Source organism: Rhodococcus sp. NPDC055024 (assembly GCF_053608585.1).
This window is the reverse complement of record NZ_JBSGVT010000011.1, coordinates 207732-227238: the sequence shown is the minus strand read 5'-3', so window position 1 is coordinate 227238 and position 19507 is coordinate 207732. Positions and strand designations below refer to the sequence as shown.

General features: G+C 65.5%; 15 protein-coding genes. 3 read left to right on the top strand and 12 right to left on the bottom strand.

All coding sequences use genetic code 11. From position 1 onward, the window contains the following. The first annotated feature begins 985 nt into the window (after positions 1-985). The 3 genes from ACWF6P_RS22790 to ACWF6P_RS22780 all read left to right on the top strand — a co-directional run bounded on the left by ACWF6P_RS22790 (position 986) and on the right by ACWF6P_RS22780 (position 4823). Positions 986-1942: an AraC family transcriptional regulator gene (locus ACWF6P_RS22790; RefSeq protein WP_452622589.1), complete on the top strand. Its 957-nt coding sequence runs from the start codon at positions 986-988 to the stop codon at positions 1940-1942. A 194-nt stretch (positions 1943-2136) separates the two neighbouring features. Next, complete coding sequence (gene solA, locus ACWF6P_RS22785) at positions 2137-3294, top strand: N-methyl-L-tryptophan oxidase (protein ID WP_452622588.1); 1158 nt, start codon at positions 2137-2139, stop codon at positions 3292-3294. A 47-nt stretch (positions 3295-3341) separates the two neighbouring features. Continuing rightward, positions 3342-4823 carry an amidohydrolase family protein gene (locus ACWF6P_RS22780; protein ID WP_452622587.1) on the top strand — a complete coding sequence of 494 codons (1482 nt, stop codon included), beginning with the start codon at positions 3342-3344 and terminating at the stop codon, positions 4821-4823. 132 nt (positions 4824-4955) lie between these two features. Here the strand turns inward: ACWF6P_RS22780 and ACWF6P_RS22775 are convergent, their stop codons facing one another. From ACWF6P_RS22775 to ACWF6P_RS22720, 12 genes are all read right to left on the bottom strand, one after another. Next, a complete protein-coding gene (locus ACWF6P_RS22775) occupies positions 4956-6152 on the bottom strand; it encodes a cytochrome P450 (RefSeq protein WP_452622586.1) in 1197 nt (398 codons plus the stop codon). A gap of 63 nt (positions 6153-6215) precedes the next feature. Further along, on the bottom strand, positions 6216-7370 hold the full coding sequence (locus tag ACWF6P_RS22770) for an FAD-dependent oxidoreductase (RefSeq protein WP_452622585.1): 1155 nt from the start codon (positions 7368-7370) through the stop codon (positions 6216-6218). Between the two features lie 5 nt (positions 7371-7375). Beyond that, positions 7376-8878: an amidohydrolase family protein gene (locus ACWF6P_RS22765; RefSeq protein WP_452622584.1), complete on the bottom strand. Its 1503-nt coding sequence runs from the start codon at positions 8876-8878 to the stop codon at positions 7376-7378. A 63-nt stretch (positions 8879-8941) separates the two neighbouring features. Further along, positions 8942-9952 (bottom strand): alpha/beta hydrolase, encoded by a 1011-nt coding sequence (locus ACWF6P_RS22760; protein WP_452622583.1) that lies wholly within the window; start codon positions 9950-9952, stop codon positions 8942-8944. 41 nt (positions 9953-9993) lie between these two features. Then, the gene (locus ACWF6P_RS22755) at positions 9994-11478 is read right to left on the bottom strand and encodes an aldehyde dehydrogenase family protein (RefSeq protein WP_452622582.1); all 1485 of its coding nucleotides are present in this window, start codon (positions 11476-11478) and stop codon (positions 9994-9996) included. A 416-nt stretch (positions 11479-11894) separates the two neighbouring features. Beyond that, positions 11895-12662, bottom strand: a complete 768-nt coding sequence (locus ACWF6P_RS22750; RefSeq protein ID WP_452622581.1) for an IclR family transcriptional regulator — start codon at positions 12660-12662, stop codon at positions 11895-11897. Positions 12663-12798: 136 nt separating this feature from the next. Continuing rightward, positions 12799-13788 (bottom strand): PDR/VanB family oxidoreductase, encoded by a 990-nt coding sequence (locus ACWF6P_RS22745; protein WP_452622580.1) that lies wholly within the window; start codon positions 13786-13788, stop codon positions 12799-12801. Further along, complete coding sequence (locus ACWF6P_RS22740; protein ID WP_452622579.1) at positions 13785-14288, bottom strand: hypothetical protein; 504 nt, start codon at positions 14286-14288, stop codon at positions 13785-13787. The genes ACWF6P_RS22745 and ACWF6P_RS22740 overlap by 4 nt, the downstream gene beginning before the upstream one ends. A 60-nt stretch (positions 14289-14348) precedes the next feature. Further along, the gene (locus tag ACWF6P_RS22735) at positions 14349-15584 is read right to left on the bottom strand and encodes a Rieske 2Fe-2S domain-containing protein (protein ID WP_452622578.1); all 1236 of its coding nucleotides are present in this window, start codon (positions 15582-15584) and stop codon (positions 14349-14351) included. A gap of 163 nt (positions 15585-15747) precedes the next feature. After that, the gene (locus ACWF6P_RS22730; RefSeq protein ID WP_452622577.1) at positions 15748-17160 is read right to left on the bottom strand and encodes an aldehyde dehydrogenase family protein; all 1413 of its coding nucleotides are present in this window, start codon (positions 17158-17160) and stop codon (positions 15748-15750) included. A 64-nt stretch (positions 17161-17224) separates the two neighbouring features. Beyond that, the gene (locus ACWF6P_RS22725) at positions 17225-18079 is read right to left on the bottom strand and encodes an alpha/beta hydrolase (protein WP_452622576.1); all 855 of its coding nucleotides are present in this window, start codon (positions 18077-18079) and stop codon (positions 17225-17227) included. Positions 18080-18106: 27 nt separating this feature from the next. Next, the gene (locus ACWF6P_RS22720; protein WP_452622575.1) at positions 18107-19462 is read right to left on the bottom strand and encodes an MFS transporter; all 1356 of its coding nucleotides are present in this window, start codon (positions 19460-19462) and stop codon (positions 18107-18109) included. Between the last annotated feature and the right edge of the window lie 45 nt (positions 19463-19507).

Here is a 19507-nt window from a genome sequence, read left to right as displayed (position 1 = left end):
TGCGATGACTCTGCGCCAAATTCCGAGGAAGGTGCCACGCGATCAACGGCTAGCTACTCACCTGCAACGACTACATCACCACGACATTCTCCCGAGACTTCGTCGCGGAAGGTATCGCCGAAGATGCGTCGAAACGCACCCATCGGGGTGAAGATCAGTAACCGGGTTCGTGCGTCTAACGTGATCGGGCCGTTTCCCTAACCCGTCGTCTCGAATCCTCCTCCGCTGAAAGGCACATTCTCCCTGCGTCAGGTCAACGTGTTCTCACCGGGCCAAGTCCGTTGACCACCGCGAATCGCTACCGAAGGCGCGAGCCACACGGCATCAGTTCAGCGAGGCCGTGCTACCAGGATTGGGAAGGTTCGAACGTGGCGAGATGGTCTTCACGGTGCTGTGCTTACGCAAGAAGGTGACAGCGATCTGGACGTCATCCCCGACGGACAGATATGTCAGCTGTGCATGATCATGGTCTGGGTGCGGTACTGCGGCCGCCCCTGCGCCGTCCGTTCTCCTTCGTCGAGCCCGCATACCAATGCGCGCACATGGAGCATGTGTTGGATGCGAATCCTCACCTGATCAGAGACCACGCAAACTCTTGCTATCGCCCCTATGGCGATACCGTCACCATTGAGACATACTCAAGACTTGTCCGGAGACATCCGCACGATCCCTATCGCATCTCTGACGCATGGATCCCTGTAGCTGCCCGCACCGTCGTCACGCGGGCGAGAAGGAGCTCGCTTCAAGCGTGTGCCGCCCGGCCCACGCACCACCTTCATTCGCTTGGCGCAGCCTGACATTGATATCGGCGTACTCGGTCCTCGGAGCTGAAACGGTCAAACTTTCGCAAGGAGGTCGACGTTCTCACGGTAGCGGCCATCCGAGCCACTGTCGGCGCCACATCCGTTCCCAAGCGATACTGCAGGCAAGGCTTGCACCCACCCTGACCAGTCTTCGTCAAGGAGTAAGCAAAAAAATGATCTGTGTGGACACCACTGACCCAGACGAGGCAGTCGCCGCCATGACACAGCTACTGTGCAGCCACGAGCTTTCCGTCAACACGAATAGTCGATTCGTCGCGCGCCTCAGGGCAAACCCCCGGCCCGCGCTCGCAAGTCTAACCATGGGATGCGGCGCGCAAGTTGCAGTGGATGCAGGCACCCTCGACAACGTAGCCCTAGTCTTCCACGCAGTACAGGGGTCGGCGGCAGTTCGCCAGCGAAAAGGTTCAACAACCTGGTCCGATAGGCAAACCATAGTCGTGTCGGGGAACCTGCCGACCACATTCACCTTCGACCCCCGCTCTATCCAGTCCGCAATACGGCTTCGCCCGGATCACATCCGGCAACGCTGCGAACAGCTGGTGGGCAGACCGGTCGACCGTGACGTCCGGTTCGCGCCCCTCCCTTTCTCGCCGGAGCTCGAGTCTTCCTGGGCTCAGATCTCTGCCCTCTCGTCCGCCCAAGATCGACTTCCCGCCCCAGCACTTGAGCACCTGCAGAAGCTGGCAATCGATCTCCTACTGCACCAATGCCATCACAATTACTCTCATCTGGTTGCTGCAGCGGGGGTGCCCGTTCCTCGCGTCGCATCCACCGCGGTCGACTATCTGCAGTCACTTCCCGACTACGAGCTCCCGACAGTCTCCGATGTTGCGTCGCGGCTCGGCGTGAGCACGCGCACCCTCGAACGTGCGTTCCGCAACGCATACGGCATCGGGCCCGCCGAACACATGAGAAACATGAGGCTGGACCGCGTCCGCCGACGGTTTGAGCTCCACGAGCCCGGCGTCACCGTATCCGAGATTGCTGCAGCACATGGGTTTTACCACGCTGGCCGGTTCGCCAGATACTACAGATCACGATTCGGAGAGCCGCCCTCGGCGACGTTAGGGGTGGCGATCCGCGACGACGCCACGCCGGCCAAACATAGCCCCGGATGACGACCTGTGAGAAGTGTCGAATTCCGGATGGTGTTGACGCGGAGTGGATAGCCCCCCGCACCCGGAGGGTGCAACTATTCCTCCACTGATGCAACGCTTTTCGGGGTGTCCTGCATCGGCTCGTTCGCGACGGTTGCGTACTCCCTGAGCGCTACCTGCTGTCGCATGCCGAATCAGGGCACCAGGAGGATTTGATGGACGCTGACGTTATCGTCGTGGGCGTAGGAACCATGGGTTCGATGGCAGCATGGCAGCTGGCGTCGGCTGGGGTGGACGTTATAGGCATCGACCAGTTCGGTATCGGTGATCGTCGCATCGCAGCTGGGGGCGAGTCCCGTGGACTCGTCCGGTCACTGATTCACCGGCCCGGATCATTCACGGTCTCCGCCCGGGCGATCGAGCTGTGGCGCCAACTGCAGGAGGAGTCAGGCAAGTCCCTGTACGTAGAATCGGGCTCACTACTGATCGGGCACAAGTCCGCCGCGAGGATGCAGCAAGTGATCGGCATGGCGCGCACGGCGGGCCCCGACTTCGAAGTCCTCGATCACCGGGACCTCGAACACCGCTATCCGGCCCACGTCGTCGGTCCCAGCGACGTCGGCGTCTACGAGCGCGAGGGCGGTGTTCTCCGATCGGATCTCGCTGTCATCGCAGCTGCGCAGCGAGCAGTCGACCTCGGCGCGAGGATGGTGACCGGGCACGCCGTTGACCGAATCGAGTCGGACAGCACCGGCGTGACAGTCGAGGCGGGAGGCACCACGTACCGCGCACGCAAGGTCGTGGTCACTCCCGGACCGTGGACCAGCGCGCTGCTCCCGGAGCTCGCCGCCATCGTCGCCACCTACCGGATTATGATTGCGTGGTACTCGGTGAACGAGCCCGCACTCTTCACGCCAGAACGCTTCCCGTCGTTCGTGCGCGGGGATGACGACACCACCGGATCCCAGGGAGTGCTCGGCGAGAACTACTTCGGCTTCCCGTCTCTCGACGGGGGCTCGATCAAGTTCGCGAAGCTCAACGTGTGCGGTCCGGTGACTCCGACCGACCGTCTGGACCAGTACGTCGAGGACGAGCTCATCCGCGCCGACCAGGAGCGCCTGCGCGCCACCCTTCATGGGGTTCATGACCACCCGCACCGCACGCTGATCGCGATGGAGGGTTTCACAGCCGACAGCAACCCCGTCATCGGATCGCTGCCGTCGAGGGAGAACGTGATCGTGGCTGCCGGCTTCTCCGGCAGCGGGTTCGGCTACGCCTCGGCCGTCGGCGAGATCCTCAAGGACCTCGCAACGACCGGCAGGCAGCGTGAGCACATGGCAGAGCTCGCCGTCGACCGATTCGCCACGGCGTAAGCGCCACTGACCGACACACCACACCACACCACAGGAGATTCCGCACATTGAACGCCTGCCTCATCGCCGATGGATTCCTCTGTACCGCCGACCCAAGCGAGACCGTCGTACCGCGCGGTTCCGTCCTAATTGTTGACGGTGTCCTCACCGCTGTCGGCCCGTCGGCCAACGTCGCCGAGGAGGTGGCCCGGCTTCCCGAAGACGTGCGCGCGACAATGGAGGTCATCGACGCCCGCTCGATGATGATCCTGCCCGGCTTCGTCAACGCGCACTGGCACGACATGTACGCCATGACCGTGCCGATGCGCCTGCTTCCCCCTCCGTCCGACCGGAACGACCCACCGCACATGCTCGCGTGCGGGGGCGACATGTCGACCGTCTCGACGATGTTCGACTCGTTCGACGACATGATCGACAAGATGCTGCCCGACGAGGCGTACGCGATCGCGCAGTACTCGATGCTAGGACAACTGCGCGGCGGCGTAACGACCCTCGGGGACACCGGGTCGCTCGGCCGACCGGAGTCCATGGTGTCCGCGGCCAGGGACCTTGGCATCAGGTTCAGCGCGACAACGTGGGCGTCGGACGCCATCTGCCCTGCGGATCAGAGCACTTTCGTGCGCACCCGCGACGCGGACGTGGTTCTGGCCGGTATCGAGGACCTGCTCGAACTCTGCGGCAAGGACACCACCGGGTTAATCCGGTGCCGCCCCAGCATCGCCTACGTCACCAATATGACGGACGAGCTCGGTGCGGGTTTCGCGGAACTGGTCGCCCGGCACGGGACAGGTCTGGCCACCCACGTCGGCGCGGTCGCGAACGAGCCCGACATGATGACGACCTACTACGGCACCACCGGACTGCGGCGCCTCGACGCCTTCGGTCTCGTGACCGACAAGACCCTGGCAGCGCACTGCTCATTTGTCGACCCCCACGAGCAGGAACTCCTCCTGTCGCGGAAGGTGCACGTCAGCCAGTCCCCGGCCAAGTACGGAGGGTCTGGTGAAACGAGCGTGTCCGGCTCGGGGGTCATCCCCCACCTGCGTCGTCGCGGTCTAGAGGTGTCGCTGTCGACCGACGGTGCCGCTGGCCCTCAGGCCGGAATGCCGGAGGCCATGCGCGCGGCATGGCAGATGTACAACGAAGTGGTCGGCGACAACACCGCACTGCTGCCCACCGACGCGCTGGCGATGGCGACGCGTGTCGCAGCCAAGGGCGCGCAGTGGGACGACGAGGTTGGCAGTTTGGTGGCCGGGAAGAAGGCCGACATCGTCCTGGTTCGCACCGACTCCTGGCGTTACGAACTGAACTCGAGGCCGCTGGAGGCGTTCCTCTGGCTGGGTGGATCACACGACGTGGACACGGTGATCGTCGACGGACGCGTGATCATCCGGGACGGCGACGTCGTCGGCACCGACGCAGGAGAACTGCGCAGCCGCTACCTCGACGCCTTGCGGTCGTTCAGTGCGCGATGCCTCGGAATTCCCTCCGAGGCAATCGATCACGCCCTCGGCACGACAACTCACTGACCGTCCGCTCCCAATCGGGCGGCCTGGTTCCCCAGGCCGCCCGTTCGCGTCTTCGGAAACCGATCCGGAGTTCGCGTAGCGGCGTGCGCGGAGCGGCCGGGTGTTCCGCACGCCCGGCCGCTCCGGTTTCCGTCACCAAGACACGGGCAGGCGGTGCACTCCGTAGACGGCGGCGTTGTTCTTCATCGATACCTGGTCCGCGGGCACGGCAAGGCGCATGGTGGGGAACCGCTTCAGCAGTCCCGCGAACGCCAGCCGCAGTTCGGATCGCGCCAACTGCTCACCGATGCATCGATGGATTCCGTGACCGAACACGAGGTGTCCATGCGCCGCCCGGGTCAGGTCGAGGGCGTCGGGATCGTCGAAGCGTTTCGGATCCCTGTTGGCCGCGGGCAGCGACATCAGCACCGACTGTCCCTTCCGCACGAGATGTCCGTCCACCTCGACGTCCTCAAGTGCGGTGCGTTGGGGTCCGAGATGCGTGATGGTCAGGTATCGCAGCAGCTCGTCGACGGCGTTGTTCATCAGCTCGGGCTCCCTCCGGAGCTTCTCCATCTGATCGGGATGCTGGAGGAGCGCGAAGGTTCCGAGGCCGAGTTGGTTGGCGGTCGTCTCGAATCCGGCGGCGAAGAGACTCAGCCCGATGCTCGATAGTTCCTGATCGGTGAGATCACCTGCGTTGACGAGGTCACTGAAGAAGTCATCCGTCGGCTGGCTGCGTTTAGCCGCGATGAGTGGAGGAAAGAACGCGTACATCGTCCCCATCGCCTGCTCCAACTCGTCCTTGGACCGGGTGGTGTCCACCGCCGCGTCCACGGCGAGCTGAAAGTCGTGGCGGTCCTCGTACGGGATTCCTAGCAGCTCGCAGATCACCAGCAGGGGAATCGGTGTCGCGAAGTGTTCGACGAGATCGACGCCGGGACCCTCCTCCTCTACGACGTCGAGCCGTTCCACCACGATCTGTTCGATCCAGTCCTCGAGTTCCTTGATCCTGCGGGCGGTGAACTGGGTGATCAGCATCTTGCGGTAGCGGGTGTGGTCCGGCGGGTCCATCCGCAAGAACATTCCAGGCTCGGCAGGCTGCCCGGCGAGGTCTTCGGCGATGGAATGCCCGAGAGCCAGGTGCGCTAGCTCGCGCCGATTGCTGAACCGGGGATCGGCGAAGATGGCCCGGCAGGCGTCATAGCCGGTCGCCAGCCACCCTACGTGTCCGTCGACGAAGGTCATCGGGGTCAGTGAGCCCTCCGCCCGGAGCAGGCCGAAGACCTCGGGCGGGTCGAATGGGGTGGTTCGCGGGTTGCGCGGGTAGGTGATCGGAGTACAGGCCATGTCGGTTCCTCCTTGGTTCAAGGGTGCACGAGATGTGGTCCGGGTTTCCGGCACAGGGGTGGGTCACGCGGCGGAGAACCGCTTCGGGGACAGCTCCGAGACGATGGGCGGGGCGTCTCCCGAGACGACCAGATTCGCCAACACCTCGCCCCATCCCGCGGCCGGTCCGAACCCGCTGCCAGAGAACCCGGTCGCGACGATCACGTTCTGGTCACCAAACATCGGTCCGATGATCGGAAGCCCGTCCGGTGTGAAGCCCTCCATCGCCACATGGGTGCGGTGAGGATGGTCATGTAACCCGGTGAGGTAGGCGCGCACCCGCGCGGAGTCTGCCGCGACGAGTTGGTCCTCGACCAGCTGGCTCAGCGGTTCGGTGGGGGTGACCGTCCCGCACGTGTTCAGCTTGGCGAACTTGATCGACCCACCGTCCACCATCGGGAACCCGAAGTAGTCGTCGCCGAGCACCGCCTCGCCCGTGGTGTCGCTGGACCCTCGGACGAACGACGGGAAGACCTCGGGGGTGAACAGACTCGGATCGCGCACCGCCCACCAGGCGATCATGATTCGCTGGGCGACCACGTACGGCGCCAGTTGCGGGAGGAGGGCGCTTGCCCACGGGCCCGGCGTGACGACGGCCTTGCGGGCGGTGAACACACGGCCACCAGCCTCGATCTCCACGCCTTCCGCCCGCGTCTCGATCCGGTCGACCGCGTGTCCGGTCACCATCCGTGCGCCGTGGCGCTGGGCCACCTCGGCTGCCGCGATGACGGCGAGGTCCGACCTGACCACGCCTCCCGCGCGTTCGAACAGGCCCACGTCGTCAGGGCCGACGAGATGCGCAGGGTAGCGTCGCCCGATCTCGTGGTGGTCGAGGATCTCCATGGCCAGGTGGCCACTCTCGACGGTGTCGATGAGCTGCTGGGTCCGGGCCGACGACCGCTTGCTGATGAGCAGCGATCCGGAATCGACATAGAGGGAGCGGCCCGACTCGGCCTCCAGGTGCTTCCAAAGGTCGATCGAACGGTCCACGATGGGACCGAACTCGGGACGCAGGTGCAGCGCCCGCACGACGCCCCGCGACTCACCGCTCGCTGCCGTCCGCTGGTCGCCGATCTCGAACTGGTCGAAGCACAGCGTGTCGACCCCCGCTGCCGCGAGGCGCCACGCTGTCATCGATCCGATCGAGCCCGTGCCGATGACGGCCACGTCTGCATCCATGATGTTCAAACTCCTTCGAAGTCGTTGTGACGTACGCCGGCATCGAGGACACCGTTCACCACGTCGGAGGGGATTCCCAAGCACCGCGACGAGAAGGAACCGATCGCGTCGAAGCACCGGCTGCGGACGGCGTCCAGGTCAACGACCGCCGTCTCCTTGCCACTGATCAGCACCTCGCCGTCGACGATCACGGTATCCACGTCGTGTGAACCACCAAGCCACAGCAGGCTTTCCAGGGGTCGGGCACTCAACTCGAAACGCCAGTCGTCGACCCTGACCAACGTCAGGTCGGCCTTCTTGCCGACCTCGATGCTGCCGATCTCGTCGGCCCACCCCAACCCGTTCGCGGCAGTCCGTGTGGACATCGCGAGGGCGTCGGTGGCGCGCACCACGGTGTTGTCCACTTCTGCCTCGTTGTACATCTGCCACGCGGCCCGCATCGCCTCCAGCATTCCCGCCTGAGGCCCGGGGGTGGCGTCGGTCGACAGCGACACCTCGTGCCCGTCGCGGTGCAGCCGAGGCACGACACCCGTCCCGGTCACGCTCGAGACTCCCGACGGACCGTACGACGCGGGCGAGTGGCAGATGTGGACACCGCGGCCCCGGATGATCGCCTCCTCCTCGTCATCCATGAAGGAGCAGTGCGCGGCGACGGTGGAGTCGGTCATCAAGCCCAATGCCTCCTGCCTGCGAATCCCGGTGGCGCCGTAGTAGTGCAGCACTCCGTCGGATTCGTTCGCGAGCGCGCCGACGTGGGTGGCCAGACCTGTCCCGTGACGGGCGACCAGCTCCGCGAAACCCGCACCGAGCTCGTCCGTCATGTTGGTGATGTAGGCGATGCTCGGCCTGCACCGGATGCGCCCGGACGTGTCGCCGGCGCAGAGGCGAACGAGGTCTTCGATCCGAGCCAGCACCGCGTCGGTATCCCGGGTCCGCAGGAACGTGTCGGCGCCGGGCGGGCACACCGCGTCAGCCGCCCAAGTAGTTGCGCTGTAACGAATTCCGAGATCACGGGCCGCTGCGACCATCGCCTCCGGTCGCCCGAGCGACCCGGTGTCGGCGAGCGTCGTCACTCCGCCCCGCAGCTGTTGCCACATCGAGTACTGCGCGATCGCGTACGCCTCGTCCGGAGTCATCTGCTCGATCAGGTTGTCCAGTGAATCGAACATCATCGTCACTGCCGGAATGTCGCCCCCGTTCGCGAACATGTTCAACGCGTCGCCGCGGTCCGAAGGGGCGAGGAGGAGCTTCTGGGGGACGGTCATTGCGTACATGTCGTGCCAGTGCCCGTTCACCAGCCCCGGCAGGACCATCATCGATCTCGCGTCGATCCGGCGGAGTGTGTCCCGGACGTCCGAGGGCAGCAGGTCCGCGGCTGCCGCGACGTCCGCCGCAGGTCCAACGGCGACGATGTGTCCGTTCACCGCCAGCACAGAGGTGGACGGCAGCACCGAGTTCTCGGCATCGGCCGAATACACGAATCCGTTCTCGATCAGTAGAGCACTCAAGGTGTCAACTCCTTCTCGGCAGCGTGCAACTGCCGTCGTGTCCGTGTGGACGGGATGTAGTGATCAGCCGAGCTCGATGCGACGCTGCGCCGGCGGTCTGGCCTGCTCGATCTGCCCGGCGGTGCGCGTCTCACCGAGCCGACCCAGGATCGCTCGCGCGATGGGCGGCCAGGCCGGCCCCCACGGATCTGGGTAGTCGAAGTGTTGAGCGCCGTTCATGACGGTCAACGTCACGGTGTCGCCTGCGGCTGCTGCCGCGTACGCGTACCGCTCGCTGTTTCCGGGAAACGCACCGGTGCCGGTGACGATGTCGATCGGAACGCCGATCGGGAGCAGCTGCGTCGGGGAGACTCCGTCGGCCTCTATCCGCTGGACCGCGTCTTCCGGCGTCGTCGCGCCGAGGAACTCCATGAGCCAGCTGCGCTGAGCGCTGTGCGAGTCGACCTCGTTGGCCATGTCGTGGTGCATGTCCAGTGCCCACGGGTCCAGGGCGACGACACCGAGGACGGGCAGGGGATCGGGAGCGTGCAGTGCGCTGCTCTCCGGGAGTTTGTGGCGGGAAGCGATCCACGCCGCCAGGTGACCGCCCGCGGAGTGGCCGGACACGACCACCCGACGGGGATCCAGGGGCAACGCGGTGGCGAGCCGGCGAACGAAGTCGGTCGCGTGCGCCACGTCCAGCGCGGGGGTGGGCCATGCGCTGCCGAACTGGCCGGGGCGTCGGTACTCGATGCTCCAGGTGGCGAGACCCAGCCTGGTGAGCGACTCCGCGAACGGTTCCATGTAGTCGCAGCTCCAGTCCGAGGTCCACGCGCCCCCGTGGATCACGACGACAACGGGATACCCGTCGGGCCCCGGATCGGTCGACGGCAACCGCAAGTTACCGAAGGTGAGGCCGGTAGATTCTTCGATTGCGCTGCGGTCGTATGCGATTCGGTAGTCCGGCGGGTACACCGGAAGCCACTGCGCGGTGGCTCCGATGGACGGATTTCCGAACGCTTCCTCGATGTGCACGATGTCCGGGGCGGCGTCCGGACCGGTGCGGACGTCTAGTGGTGTCGATGGCTGGTTCATGCGTCTGCTCCCGTGTTGTCGAACTTGGATCCTGCTGCGATTCAGGCGTCGAAGATGCCAAGCGGGCCTTCATCGAGAGCCACGATCACGCTCTTCGTCTGGGTGTACGACGCAAGGACCTCGTGGCTGAACTCTCGCCCGAATCCGCTTTCCTTGCGTCCACCCAAAGGCATGTTCGCCATGAAGTTGTAGTAGCGGTTGATCCAGACCGTCCCGGTCTGGAGGTCCCGCGCGATGCGGTGCGCACGGGTGAGGTCCCGCGTCCACACACCGCCCGCGAGTCCGTAGACCGAGTTGTTGGCTTGCTCGAGCATCTCGGACTCGTCGCTCCATGACAGGACCGTCGTCACCGGCCCGAACACCTCCTCTTGGGCGATTCGCATCCGGTTGTCGACATTCGTCACCACGGTCGGCTCGATGAACAGTCCGTCCTCCAACCCGGACACCTTCGCCCGGCATCCCCCGCGGGCGATCGTCGCGCCTTCGTCGCGGGCGATGTCGAAGTAGTCGAGGATCTTGTCGGTCTGCTGGCGTGATGCCTGGGCTCCCAGTTGGGTGGCGGGATCGAGGGGATCGCCGATGCGCACCGAATCGAGGGTCCGCACGAATTTCTCGAGGAACTCGTCCAGGACCTTCTCGTGTACGAACACGCGACTACCCGCGAGGCACACCTCGCCCTTGTTGACAACGGTGGACATCGCGGCGCCCTCGACCGCGGAATCGATGTCCGCATCGGCGCAGACGATGTTCGCGGACTTTCCGCCCAGTTCCATCACCTGCGGGATGATGTGCGTTGATGCGTACTGCATGATCTTGCGAGCAGTGGGGCGGGAGCCTGTGAACGAGACCTTGTGCACCCTGTGATCGGTGACCAGCGGCTCACCCACATCGGGCCCGTAACCCGTCACCACATTGACCACGCCGGCGGGGATCAGGTCCTTCATCTCGTCGAAGAACTCCAGTACCGACAGGCAGGCGATCTCGGAAGGCTTGAGCACGATCGTGTTTCCTGCGGCAAGGGCAGGGGCGATCTTGCTCGCCAACGCCGTCATCGGGGCGTTCCACGGAATGATCTGCGCGCACACACCGAGCGGCTCGCGCAGGACTATGCCGAGTTGTGTTGCGTTCGAGCGAGTCTCGCCCGAGATTGACCACGCGGCGCCGGCGAAGAGGTCGAACTGCCCGATGACCATCGGCAGGTCGAAGGCCCTCGCCTGCGTGATCGCCTTGCCGCAGTTGAGAACTTCGTACAGGACGTAATCGTCGATCCTGGCCGTGAGTCGCCTGCTGATCTCCTGGAGGATGGCCTGTCGCTCCTCCGGACGGGTGGCTGCCCACGACGGAAAGGCAGACGTCGCGGCGGTCACGGCCCGCTCCACGTCGCGCTTGTCGCCCGCCGCGATGCGGGTCAGAACCTCGCCGGTGGCGGGGTTGTACAGGTCGATCGTATCGGCGGATGCGCCGGGCACCCATTCGCCGCCAATGAAGTGACCGTACTCCGGGCGAATTCTCAATCCATTGCTCATTGCTTCTACCGCTCTTTCGATCCACGCGATCCCATTCGGGTCCGTGGCCTGGTTTCGGTTGCGGGACGGGTGATACCGGACGTGTGCGAGCAGTCGACGGAAGGCATGGAGACAACGAGAGGGTGGCGACGACCCCGGTGGTGACCGGGGACACTGCTCGTTTGATCAACTGCGAGGTGGCGCAATCTTGGCATCGACGGCGACGCAGTGGCTATCCGAATTACGACAATGTTGGCCGTAATCCGGTGTGGCGAAACACCGCAACCACAAACCATGCAGCGGAAGATCGCGGGGTGAGTTCCGCGCGGCCGCCCGGGCGACGAGTCGCGGACCAACTGCGTCACGCGGGGCTACCGACAGAATGGTGCGGATCGCCTCGGAGGACGAGAGCCGATGCAGCAGGCAGCGCCGAATGCTCAGCCCTGGGCGAGTCGTACGGGTGTCAGGGCGTTGGAGACGTCGGCAGCACCCTTGCGAACAGATTCGACGATCGCCTGCTTGCGCTCCTCGTCGAGTCGGAAAGCCGGACAGGGCGTCGAGAGGGCCGCCACCACGGTCGAGCCCTCGTACACGGGTGCGGCCGCCGCCCACACGCCGTCGTCGATCTCCTGATTGCTGATCGCCCAGCCGCGAGCGATGTCCCGTTCGATCTCGGCGAGGAAGTGCTCACGGCCGCCGACCGGCGGGGTCGCCCCGAGTGCCAGCGCCTCGTCGACGTACCGTCCGCGCTCCGCCGGACTCATCGCGCCGAGGAGCAGCCGAACGCTGCCGCCGCGCAGGCGTGGGGCGGGCTGCCCCTGTTCGAACGAGACGCGGAACAGACTCGGCATGTCGACCCTGTGCATGCACACCGGTTGTCCCTGCACCATCCGCATGAGCATCACGGCCTCGCCGATCTCGTTCGCGAGCAGTCGCATGTGCGGTTCCGCTAGATCGACGATCGGCGTCGCCTTGCGCGCCGATCGTCCCAACGCCGCGGTGCGCATGGTCAGGTGATACCTGCCGGTGGCGCCCTCCTCGACCAGACCCATCTCCCGCAGCATTGCGACGTACCGGTGCGCGGACGGCACCGGAACGTCGAGCGCGTCGGACAGATCCCGCACGGACAGGTTCGGGCGCTGCTCCGTGAATGCAAAGAGCATCTCGATCGCTCGTCGGGCGCTGTCCGGTCCGGTCTTCTTCACGACCTTCCTCTTCCCTCGCGTGCGTCGGGCCGGTCCCCCTGCGGCTCACGACCCACCATAGCCTCCGGCCACGGTGTTGCGGTGGGGTACGGGCGGCAGCACCTCGCCGGGGGCGGTCGTTCGGACACGGCAGCCGTCAGAGATCGAGTACAAGGCGAGGCGACGCACAGCCGCTCACACAGATCATCATCGTGGCGTTCTGTTCCTTCTCCCTGAGCGACAGGATGCTGTCCCGGTGCACGGGGACACCGTCGAGGACCCGCGCCTCGCAGGTGCCGCAGAAACCCTCCTCACACGACGACATCACATCGGGGACGGCCGCGCGCACGGCCTCGAGGATCGTCTGGCCCGGACTCACCATAACCGTGACACCAGCCTGGGCAAGTTCCACCTCGAAGGTGCCCGCGTCGGCCCCCGTTGTCACGCTCGCCTCCGACGGCTCGTCCGGCGTCACCGCTGCGGCGCTGAACCGCTCGAACCGAAGCGGAACGTCCGGGCGCTCGTGTTCGACCAGCTCCGCGAGCGCCTCCAACATGCCCCCTGGGCCGCAGGCGTAGATCACGGCCCCGTCGGCTGCCCCCGACACGATGTGCTTGAGGGGCAGCGGTCCTTCGACGTCGTCGCTGTAGGTGCGCAGCTTGCCGCGCCAGGAGCTCGCCAGTGCCGCGAGCTCGCCCGTGAACGCGAGCGAGTCGCGGGACCGTCCGCCGTAGTGCAGCTCCCACTCGGCCCCCCGGCTCGACGCCTCCCGCACCATCGCCAGCACGGGCGTGATACCGATACCGCCGGCGACGAAGATGTATCTGGCTGCGTCGTCGAGAGTGAAATGATTTCTCGGACCGGCAATCTGCAGCACCCGGCCGACCAGGGCGGTGTCGTGTATCTCCGCTGACCCGCCGCGGCCCGCCGCCTCGCGCAGGACGGCGATCGAGTAGTCGGACGAATCGTCAGGACCGCACAGCGAGTACTGCCGGATCGTCCCCGAGGGGAGCACCACGTCCAGGTGGGCGCCCGCCGTCCACGAAGGCAAAGGCGCACCGTCCTCCGCCCGCAGGGTCAACCCGAGAACGCCGTCGGCTTCCCAGCGCGCCTGCACCACCCGTACCGATCGCTTCTGTGTGGTCATCCGGCCCACCCCATCACGTTGTCCTCGATTGTTCCGCCGCGCAGCACCTTCAGGAAGGGAACGACCGACCGGTCGTCCGCGGGCAGGATCACGTTGTCTGCGGCCTCCCGGATCGACGCCAGCGAGCGCAGTGCCGCGTGCTCGCGCACCGTCGCCGAGTCGTGCAGCACGATCGCGGCCACCAGCATCCCCGACTGCCGGGCGAGGGCACCGAGCATGTTCACGTCGCCACGGTCGCATCCGCCCGGGTCGCGGGTCAGGAGCACTACCGCGTCGGCGTCCGGCCAGGCCCCCCGCACCGGCGTTCCGCCGCCGTCGGTCGCCGGGCCCTCCCGGCGCGGGCCGCCCACCCCGTCGAGCACGCTGTCCATGTCGGTGACCACGATGCCGTCAAGTTCACTCGCATCGAGGGTTCCGAGCCACGTCTCCGTTCGCTCGTCGAGTGCTATCAACACCACCGTGGCCTCGTACGAGGCTCGGTTCCAACAAATCTCGGCCATGGTCGGCAGACTCCAGTCGGCAGGTAGGACGGGTGAGTGGGACGGAACGCTGCGAGCCGGTCAGATGGAAACGAACGTCTCACCGGGCCGGACGACCAGCGCGTCCTCGGCCCCGGTATCGAACGGCACCTCCTTGGGCAGCAGCACTGACGCAGAGCGGACCCGATGGTGTCGAGCGTGGTTGCCAGGAAGCGAATCGGAGTCCTCCGACAGGGTCTCGGCGGTGGCGAGCAGGCGTCGACGAGCGAAGATGATCGCGGCGTCGCTGGTACCCAGCCTCTCCTTGGTCCGATCGGCGATCGGACCCATACTCTCCTGGAGTGAGAAGTCCTGCGCGGCAACACCGGCGACACCACTGAAACTGCGCTTCTCGCGCTGGGCGCGTCGATCGATGAGGTAGTCGTTGTCCTTGTTCGCACGGGTCCGGTAGGTGCCGGGAATGTACTCGCAGTGGAAACCCTCCCCTCTTCTCATCGAGTCGAGTTCGTCGGGCTCGAGATCACGGACGGGGTGGTAGTTGATGCTCCAGGCCCAGCACGTCTCGTCGTCGATGGGAACCCAGGCGTGTGCGCCGAGGGGGTTGTGCGTGCCGAACGGTGGGATGATCGTGTACCACGGCATGATCCACTGCGTGATACGCCAGTAGTAGTGCTCGTCGTCGACGGTTCGGCGCGCGCCGATCAACAGACCGCCCTCCGACTCGATCACTTCGAATTTCGGCCGAGTGTCCGCCTTTAGGTACTCGAGCCCTCCGGTGCCGGAGTGCATGGGATCGTCCTCAAGGCCGTACCGATGAGCGAACGAGACGTGGCTGGAGTCGATTCCTCCCTCCATCGCCTGCATGTAGTTGCTCTCCTGAACTCGCTTGGAAACGAACACCTGCGATGGCGGCAGGGTTGCCCATTCGAGCTCGGGCGGATCTGGCATCTTGTCGGCGGGACCCATGTAGGTCCAGATCACGCCTCCGCGTTCGACGCACGGATACGCGGTCTGCTTGACCTTCTCCCGGAACCGGCTCTCCGGCGGCTCCGACGGCATATCGACGCAGTTTCCTTCGACGTCGTACTTCCATCCGTGATACGCGCAGCGGAGACCGCACTCCTCGTTCCGGCCGAAGAACAACGATGCCGTGCGATGGCTGCAGAACTCGTCCAGGATTCCGACCCTGCCGGTGGTGTCGCGGAAAGCGATCAGCTTCTCGCCCATGAGTGTCAGTCGCACCGGAGGGCAGTCCGGTTCGGCGATCTCCTGCGCGAGCAGCGCCGGAATCCAGTACCGACGCAGGAGTGTGCCCATCTCGGTGTTCCTGCCGGTTCGAACAAGCCGTTCATTCTGTACTCGGGTAAGCACAGTTCTCCTCCACTGGTCGATGATGTGCCGTACACGGGTCATGCTGGTGTTGTGCTGCCTCGGGCACGACGTTCGTTCGCGCCGACGCGCCGCCACCCACTCGTTTTCTTCAGCCGATCGCCTGGTACTCGAGAAATTCCTCGATCCCGAACCGCCCGTTCTCGCGCCCTGTCCCCGAGAGCTTGAAACCACCGTGCGGGGCACGAAGATTCACCGGGGAGCCGTTGATCCGAATGCGTCCGGTCCTCAGTCGCAGTGCGGTCTCGCGGGCATAGGCGGGGTCGGCAGACCACACGGCGCCCGCCAGGCCGTAGTCGGAGTCGTTCGCGATGGCGACCGCGTCGTCTTCGTCCTCGAAGGGCACGATGGTGACGACGGGGCCGAACACCTCTTCCCGCGCGATCCGATGGTGCGGGCTGCCGACGAACACCGTCGGCTCGACGAAGTATCCGCGGTCCAGGCCTGCCGGCTGGTCGGGGCCCCCCGCGATCAGTCGCGCACCCTGATCGATGCCGGACCGAATGAGTCCCCGGATGTGATCGCGTTGGCTCCGGGTCACGACCGGACCGAGTGTGGTGCGGTCGTCGAAGGGATCACCGAGAACGTAGGTCGACACCTTGGCTGCCGCGATCTGTTCGGCCTCGGCGAGGCGGTTCCGCGGAACCAGGACCCGAGTCAGGCCTGCGCAGTACTGCCCGCTGTTGCGGAGTGCGTCCTCGATCCCGGTCGTGACGCCACGCTCAAGGTCGCCGTCCTCCAGGATTACGTTGGCCGACTTGCCCCCGAGCTCCAGCGCCACCCGTTTCACGGACGCGGACGCCAATTCCATCACGCGACTCCCGGCACGCACGGATCCGGTCAGCGAGACCATGTCGACGAGGGGGTGGGTGGCGATCGCCTCACCGACCTCGATACCGGTGCCGGAGACGAGGTTGAACACCCCCGGCGGGAGACCGACCTCAAGCGTTGCCTCCGCGAAGAAGTAGGAGCTCAACGGTGCCACCTCGGTACCCTTGAGCACGACGGTGCAGCCGGCTGCGATCGCAGCGCCGACCTTCATCGCGATCATGAGCAGGGGGACGTTCCACGGGGTGATCGCGCCGACGACACCGACAGGCGCCCGGTGGACGAGGGTATCGCCCACGTGGGTGTCCCAATCGACCTCCTTCAGCGCATCCGCTGTGTCCCGCAGGTGCCCTACTGCGGACAGCGTCTGATGTCCCAATGCAATCGACATCGGCTGCCCGATCTCGGTGACGATGGCCCTGGTGATCTCGTCTGCTCGACTCTCCAGCGCGTCGGCCAAGCGGCGCAGCACGTCGGCCCGATCCTCGAGGGAGGAGTTCCACCAGCTGCCGAACGCTCTCGATGCGGCCGCTGCAGCGACCCCCACGTCCTGTGCATTCCCGCGTGCCACCGCGCCGAAGACCTCCTCCGTGAAGGGGTTCTCCACTTCGATCACACCGCTGCCCGACGACGGTATCCATCTTCCGCCGACGAGTATTTCTCGACGCTCGATCACAGCACTCCTCGAATTCGAATTCCGGGCCGACGGCCCGCCACACGTGATGGTCTGCGCAGTCTCGTCAGTCGACGAGTTGCAGAATCCACTCCCCAATCAATCCCCCCGGATCGGACAGTTCCTTGACGATGTCGTAGTGATTTCGCTCCAGCACGAGCTCCTCGACCTTCGTGCCTGCTGAGCGGCAGGCATCGGCGAAATCTATGCTCTGCCTCTGGAACTCGGCACTCTCCCGGGTGCCGTGAACGATGAGAACGCGCGCATCCGCCTCCGGCGGTGACAGAACCGGGCTCAGCGCCAGCGCCTCGCTCGCGCCCAGTTGGAGGTGGGGCGCCACGAATGTGTACGGCAGCGGCCGAAGGTCGTAGACACCGCTGATGCCGACGGCGCCGCACACCACCGTGTCGGGTAGCTCATAGTCCGACCAGGTGGTGGCGAGCACCTCCATGACACCGTGTGCCCCTGCGGAGTGACCCACCAGCACGACCCGGGTGGGATCGATGTCCAGAGCGTCAGCGTTGCGCAGTAGATGGGTGACCAGTGCGCGATGCTGTCTGACGATTTCCCCCATCGTCACATTCGGGCACAGGGCGTAGTCGGACACGACGACGCTCACCCCTTGGGTGACGAGATGATCGGCGACGAAGCTCCACTCCTCCCGTGCCCCGGTGTACCAGTACCCACCGTGGAGGAACACCACGACGGGTCGCCTGATGCCGTACGCCGGGAAGAAGTCGAACTTCTCGGCGGAGGTCGGCCCGTACCTCAGCCCGCCGCGCCAGCCCGACTTCTGCCGTGTCTCGGCGCTTCGCAGGGTGTACTCCTCCCGATACTCCTCGATCGGAACGGATTGGTGGATCGCGTATTCCGTGTCAAGTTCAGCGACGGTCGTGAAGTCTCGATACAGCGGACGAGCCATTTGGGTACCTTTCACCGAGGAGGGCCGCTACGTGTTTTCCGTGGCGAGTTGCGGCTTCTGACCGCTCGTGGCGACAGCCGACGCCTGGGTGGTGACCGGCGATCGGGGAACGATGGCGACGATTACGGCACCAATGACGCCGAACACGCCGAACAGCACGAAGACTCCGGTGGACCCCATCGAGGACGCCACGATCATCCCGACGAGGATCGGCCCCAGGATGCCGCCTAGGCGTCCGAGCCCCATGCAGATGCCCAGGCCCGTTCCCCGGATGGCCGGCGGGTAGTAGACGCCGGTGAAGCTGAACACGACCGACACCGTCGCGATGCAGAAACCGACGAGGATCATCAGGGAGAAGACCACCGCCTGGGGAGGCCGCACGGCGAGGATCGCGACGGAGACCGCCAGCAGCGTGAACCCGACGGCGATGACCCGGCGCGGGCCCAGTCGATCCGCCGTGTAGTTGAGGGCGAGCATACCGACGGCGCCACCCAGATTCATCGCCACGAGGAAGCTCAACGAGGAGCCTAGGTTATATCCGGAGTTCCGCAGGATCTGCGGAGCCCAGGTCTGGAGTCCGTAGGAGGTGAGGAGTCCGCAGAAGGCGATCAGCGGGAAGAGGATGGTGGCCATTCGGTAGCCGGGTGACAGCAGCTCCTTCAGGGACGAGCCCCTGGTACGGCCGCCGGGGTCCTGATCGGCTGCCGCCAGCGCGATCGCAGATTCCGAGTGTGCGACGACGTCGTACTGGGCGGCGAGCCGGTCGACCTCGTCATTACGCCCTCGGGACCTCAGGAACGACATGGATTCGGGGATGAACCGCCAGGCAACCGCGAGCAGGACGACACCGAACAGCCCGGCGAAGCCGAACAGGGGCCGCCAACCGAATGCCGGGAGAACAGGAATCGACACCAATGCGATCAATGCTCCACCGATGCCGAGACCCGCCGACACGATGCCGTTGTAGAACTGGCGCCGATCCTGCCGGACGTACTCCATGGTCAGCGCCATAACGGTCGGGAGCGCGCCGCCGAAACCGAGCCCGGCGAGCAGACGGAGAACGGCGAAGACCTCCATGTTCGGTGCGAACGCACACAACCCGGTGAAGATGCTGAAGGCGACCACGCAGCTGAGGATCACGGGACGGCGGCCGACGATGTCCGTGACGTATCCGGCGAGCAACGCGCCGAACATCATTCCGATCAGGGACAGACTGCCGATGAAGCCGGCCTCCACAGTGGTCATACCCCACTCACCGCTCTCGAGCAGCACCGGAAGCACGGCCCCGAACATGAGTAGGTCGAAACCGTCCAGGAGGGTGATGGCGAAGGCGGTGGCAATAATTGTTCGCAGGCCGGGGGCCAGCGTTCTCGACGAGGACAAGGCAACTCCTTGAGTTGGTGTGCTGTGAGTTCGAGCTTCCTGTTG

What these genes read in the sequence shown, in the direction of transcription:
- ACWF6P_RS22770 (WP_452622585.1), bottom strand. Translation starts at nt 7,370, where the DNA reads ATGGATGCAGACGTGGCCGTCATCGGCACGGGCTCGATCGGATCGATG.
- ACWF6P_RS22745 (WP_452622580.1), bottom strand. Translation starts at nt 13,788, where the DNA reads ATGACCACACAGAAGCGATCGGTACGGGTGGTGCAGGCGCGCTGGGAA.
- ACWF6P_RS22725 (WP_452622576.1), bottom strand. Translation starts at nt 18,079, where the DNA reads ATGGCTCGTCCGCTGTATCGAGACTTCACGACCGTCGCTGAACTTGAC.
- ACWF6P_RS22775 (WP_452622586.1), bottom strand. Translation starts at nt 6,152, where the DNA reads ATGGCCTGTACTCCGATCACCTACCCGCGCAACCCGCGAACCACCCCA.
- ACWF6P_RS22760 (WP_452622583.1), bottom strand. Translation starts at nt 9,952, where the DNA reads ATGAACCAGCCATCGACACCACTAGACGTCCGCACCGGTCCGGACGCC.
- ACWF6P_RS22740 (WP_452622579.1), bottom strand. Translation starts at nt 14,288, where the DNA reads ATGGCCGAGATTTGTTGGAACCGAGCCTCGTACGAGGCCACGGTGGTG.
- solA (WP_452622588.1), top strand. Translation starts at nt 2,137, where the DNA reads ATGGACGCTGACGTTATCGTCGTGGGCGTAGGAACCATGGGTTCGATG.
- ACWF6P_RS22755 (WP_452622582.1), bottom strand. Translation starts at nt 11,478, where the DNA reads ATGAGCAATGGATTGAGAATTCGCCCGGAGTACGGTCACTTCATTGGC.
- ACWF6P_RS22735 (WP_452622578.1), bottom strand. Translation starts at nt 15,584, where the DNA reads ATGGGCACACTCCTGCGTCGGTACTGGATTCCGGCGCTGCTCGCGCAG.